Genomic DNA, 4,020 nt, shown 5'->3' with positions numbered 1-4,020 from the left:
GCTCAGTTGTCCAAGGTGCTGGAGAAGCTCGAAGCCATCCAGAAGGAGTTCAACGCGGCGCAGGCCGGCGACAAGAAGGTCTCGCTTGCCGACCTTATCGTGCTTGGCGGCGTCGCCGCGGTCGAGAAGGCGGCGAAGGACGGCGGCAATGAGGTGAAGGTGCCGTTCACGCCCGGCCGCATGGACGCCTCGCAGGAGCAGACGGATGTCGAGTCGTTCGCAGCGCTGGAGCCGAAGGTCGACGGCTTCCGCAACTATGCCCGCGGCAAGCTGCCGATGTCGGTCGAGGCGATGCTGGTCGACCGCGCACAGCTCCTGACGCTGACGGCGCCGGAAATGACGGTGCTGGTCGGCGGCCTGCGCGTGCTCGGCGCCAACGCAGGTGGCTCCAAGCACGGTGTCTTCACCGACAAGCCCGGCACGCTGACCAACGACTTCTTCGTCAACCTGCTCAGCATGGCGACCATATGGGGTCCGGCTGCGGGTTCCGAGCCGGGCTCGGACGAGGTCTACGAGGCGCGCGACCGCAAGACCAAGGCGGTCAAGTGGACCGGCACCCGCGCCGACCTGATCTTCGGCTCGCACGCGCAGCTGCGTGCTTTTGCCGAGGTCTATTGCTCGGCCGACGCCAAGCAGAAGTTCGTCAAGGACTTCGTCAAGGCGTGGACGAAAGTGATGAACCTCGATCGCTTCGAGATCGCCGCGAAGTAAGGGCTCATCCTCCCAGGTGAAAAGGCGCGGGCATGACCCGCGCCTTTTTGCGTTGAGTTCAATAAAGCTCAGTCCTTTTCGAAGATGCCGGCCTTGGCTACGACGCCGGCGATCGCCCCGCCGATCAGCGGCGCGACGATGAACAGCCAGAGCTGGCTGAGCGCGGCTCCGCCCGAAAACAGCGCCGGGCCGATCGAGCGGGCAGGGTTCACCGAGGTGCCGGTCACCGGGATCATGGCGAAGTGAATTCCTGCCAACGTCAGGCCGATGACCAGGCCCGCAAAGGCCGTCGTGTGCTTGGCGTTGGTGACGCCGAGGATCACCGTGACGAAGGTGAAGGTGCCGATCAGCTCCCACAGGAAGGCCGAGCTCATGCCCCATTTTGCCTCGTCCCAGCCATTGGCGCCGAAGCCGCCGGTGTGGCCGCCGGCCTGGCCGGTGACGATGATCCACAGCGCAAGCGACGCGATGATGGCGCCGATGATCTGCGCGATCCAGTAAGGGACGACATCCTTGGCTGGCATCCGTCCCGCAAGGAACACGCCGAGCGTCACCGCCGGGTTGAGATGCGCGCCCGAGATCGGGCCAATCGCATAGGCCGCCGCGATCAGGCCGATGCCGAACGCCAGGCCGATGCCTTCCTGGCCGAGCGGGAGCGCGCCGCCGAAACCGCCCGTGACCACGGAGGCCGTGCCGATGAACACCAACAAGAACGTGCCTAGAACTTCCGCCAGATAAGTCTTCATTGCCCTCTCCTCAAAGGGATTCGTCAAACCGCGTTGCCCGCGCCGCGAATCACAGGCGAAAGAGTATTCCTGGCGGCAAAACTTGGAAAGCTGAGAGATTAAGCCAGGAGACTTGCTTGTATCCGCCAACCGAAACATTAGAAACATTTCATGTTTCGGTCGATTTGTTCTTGTTTTCCGCCGGCGGTCGACTGCTCGAAAAAAGCGTTCCGTTTTTCGCTCTCAGGATGGCATTGCGCAGATCGTTTTGGCCTCATCGCAACAGAACTGTTTCAATCTGGGCAGGAAAGGCTCTATGAGCAGGGCCGAAAGCAACGGTTGACGGAAGCAGGAATGAGACTGGGCGGAAGGCTGGCGGCGGCCATCGAAGTTCTGGAAGACATCGGCCGGCGGCACCGCCCGGTGGCCGACGCCTTGCGCGACTGGGGCCTGTCGCACCGCTTCGCCGGCGGCGGCGACAGGGCGGCGATCGGCAACATCGTCTACGACGCGCTGCGCCGCAAGCGCTCGGCCGGCTGGCTCTTCGGTGAGGACACGCCGCGCGCCATCGGCTTCGGCGCGCTGCTGCTCGAATGGGGCCAGACGGCGCAGTCGCTCAACGACGCGCTCGACGGCGACAAGTTCGCGCCGCCTCTGCTCAGCGCCACCGAATTGAAAGCGGTTGCCGGACGCCTGCCGGCCGATGCGCCTGACGCCGTGCGGGCCGATGTTCCGGACTGGTGCGCGCCGCTGCTCGAACAGGCCTATGGCGAGGATTGGGTCGAGGAGGGTGCGGCTCTCGCCATGCGCCCGCCGCTGGACCTCAGGGTCAATGCCTTGCTGTCCGATCGCGGCAGGGTGCTGGCCGAGCTCGAGGGCACGGGTGCGGCGCCCGCCGCGATTGCGCCGCACGGCATCCGCATCCCGCCGATCGACGGTGACGGCAGGCATCCGAACGTGCAGGCCGAGCCCGCCTTCCAGAAAGGCTGGTTCGAAGTGCAGGACGAGGGCTCGCAGCTTGCCGCGGTACTTGCCGGTGCCATGCCCGGCATGCAGGTGCTCGACTATTGCGCCGGCGCCGGCGGCAAGACGCTGGCGCTCTCGGCCGAGATGGGCAATACAGGCCAGCTCTTTGCCCATGATGCGGAGAAGGTGCGGCTGGCGCCGATCTTCGAGCGCATTCGCCGCGCGCACAGCCGCAACATCCAAATCGTCAGCAAACCCGCGGAACTCACGCCGCTGGCCAGTCATATGGATATCGTGCTGATCGACGCGCCCTGCACCGGCAGCGGCACCTGGCGGCGGCGGCCCGACGCCAAATGGCGGCTGACCGACAGGCAGCTCGATGCCCGCAAGGGCGAGCAGCAGGCGATCCTCGACGCGGCGCAGGCCTTCGTCAAACCCGGCGGACTGCTGGTCTACATCACCTGCTCGGTATTCGATGCCGAGAACGGCGAGCAGGTCGCGGCCTTCCGCGGGCGCCACGGCGACTTTGCGCCGGTCGATCATCGCCAGCTCTGGAACAGCCATTTCCCCGGCCACGAAGGCGCCGCGCGCATCGCCGACGCCGGCGGCATCTCGCTGTCGCCGGCGCTCAGCGGCACCGACGGATTTTATTTTCACGCTCTGCGCAGGGCCGCCTGAGGCAGCCGGCATTTTGCTGCGCTGCAACATAAGAGATTGCCTGTCCTGCGTGCCTCTGCAATAAGCTTCGCCAGCAAAAGTGAAGGCGAAGGCCCATGGCAGCCAAGATCGTACCCGCTCCCGACTATGAGGATCGCGTCAGGACTTCCTTTGCCCGTCAGAAAGCGATGGCCACCATCGGCGCGGAACTGACGCTGGTCACGCCCGGCATTATCGAGATCGAGATGCCTTACGCCGCCGAGCTGACGCAACAGTACGGCTTCCTGCATGCCGGCGTCATCTCGACCGCGCTGGATTCGGCCTGCGGCTATGCCGCGTTCTCGCTGATGCCGCAGAATTCCAGCGTGCTGACCATCGAATTCAAGGTCAACCTGCTCGCGCCGGGCAGGGGCGAGCGCTTCCTGTTCCGCGGTTCGGTGACCAAGCCCGGCCGCACCATCATCGTTGCCGACGGCCAGGCCTACGCCTTCGCCGCCGATGGCGAGGCCAAGCTGATCGCCACCATGACCGGCACGATGATGACGGTGGTCGGCCGCGACGGGATAGAAGGGTGATCCATGGCAACCGCTGCGCGGATAGGAGACAAATCCGTTCTTGTCGTCATGGCGGCGGAGGCCGAATACGGCCCGCATCTCCAAAAGCTGTTCACGCCGCTGATGACCGGCGTCGGCCCGGTCGAGGCCGGCGTGCGGCTGGGCGCCGAGCTTGCGACGTTGAAGGCGGCGGGCGCGCTGCCGGATCTCGTCGTCTCGCTGGGCTCCGCCGGAAGCCGAACGCTGGAGCAGACCGAAATCTACCAGGCCGTGTCGGTCAGCTACCGCGACATGGATGCCTCCCCGCTCGGCTTCGAGAAAGGCGCGACGCCGTTCCTCGACCTGCCGGTGACGGTGCCGCTGCCCTTCGTCATCCCCGGCATCAGGAGCGCGACGCTGTCCTCCGG

At 65.6% G+C, this 4,020-nt stretch carries 5 protein-coding genes; 4 read left to right on the top strand and 1 reads right to left on the bottom strand.

The features are described 5' to 3' along the window. A partial coding sequence (locus EOA38_RS29875; protein ID WP_348627542.1) for a peroxidase family protein occupies window positions 1-711 on the top strand: 711 nt, incomplete at its 5' end. Between the two features lie 68 nt (window positions 712-779). Here EOA38_RS29875 and EOA38_RS29870 read toward each other — a convergent pair. Next, complete coding sequence (locus tag EOA38_RS29870; RefSeq protein WP_127300936.1) at window positions 780-1,457, bottom strand: MIP family channel protein; 678 nt, start codon at window positions 1,455-1,457, stop codon at window positions 780-782. A 333-nt stretch (window positions 1,458-1,790) separates the two neighbouring features. Between EOA38_RS29870 and EOA38_RS29865 the strand changes: the two genes are divergently transcribed. The 3 genes from EOA38_RS29865 to EOA38_RS29855 form a co-directional block, all read left to right on the top strand. Next, entirely contained in the window at window positions 1,791-3,080 is a 1,290-nt protein-coding gene (locus EOA38_RS29865) for an RsmB/NOP family class I SAM-dependent RNA methyltransferase (protein WP_127300935.1), read from the top strand. Window positions 3,081-3,175: 95 nt separating this feature from the next. Then, window positions 3,176-3,634 (top strand): PaaI family thioesterase, encoded by a 459-nt coding sequence (locus EOA38_RS29860; protein WP_127300934.1) that lies wholly within the window; start codon window positions 3,176-3,178, stop codon window positions 3,632-3,634. A gap of 3 nt (window positions 3,635-3,637) precedes the next feature. After that, the coding region (locus EOA38_RS29855; protein ID WP_127300933.1) for a 5'-methylthioadenosine/S-adenosylhomocysteine nucleosidase at window positions 3,638-4,020 on the top strand (383 nt) is incomplete at its 3' end.

It is taken from the genome of Mesorhizobium sp. M1E.F.Ca.ET.041.01.1.1 (genome assembly GCF_003997355.1).
Classification (GTDB): domain Bacteria; phylum Pseudomonadota; class Alphaproteobacteria; order Rhizobiales; family Rhizobiaceae; genus Mesorhizobium.
The sequence above is the reverse complement of the archived record's forward strand: the minus strand, read 5'-3'. Positions and strand labels throughout refer to the sequence as shown.